Origin of the sequence: Micromonospora coerulea (assembly GCF_016598485.1) — a bacterium.
Taxonomy (GTDB): domain Bacteria; phylum Actinomycetota; class Actinomycetes; order Mycobacteriales; family Micromonosporaceae; genus Micromonospora; species Micromonospora coerulea.
In genome coordinates this window covers 1-266 of the sequence record NZ_JAEMUW010000128.1, presented here as the reverse complement: position 1 = coordinate 266, position 266 = coordinate 1, and the positions used below count along the sequence as shown (strand labels likewise).

Annotated in this window: 1 protein-coding gene; it reads right to left on the bottom strand. The window is 73.3% G+C overall.

Features of this window, described 5'->3' with window-relative positions:
- A partial coding sequence (locus tag I8N68_RS32575; protein ID WP_200216943.1) for a hypothetical protein occupies positions 1-189 on the bottom strand: 189 nt, incomplete at its 3' end.
- Between the last annotated feature and the right edge of the window lie 77 nt (positions 190-266).

Genomic DNA, 266 nt, shown 5'->3' with positions numbered 1-266 from the left:
CTCGCCGCGGATCGCCCGCCCCGACACCAACAACCCCTCCCCGTCCGGGCCGGCCACCGCGTACGGGTGGATGATCCCGAGATCCACCCCGGCCACCCTGGCCGGGTCCGGTTCGTCACCGGGCGGGTAGACCGCCACCGGCACCTCGGCGGTGACGTCGAGGAACAGGCGGCCGCCCTCACACAGCAAGGTGACCGAGCGGACTTGTTCGGCCGGATACGGCACCGTCGCGCGCCAGGCGCACCCACAACGGCGCAGTGCCTCTG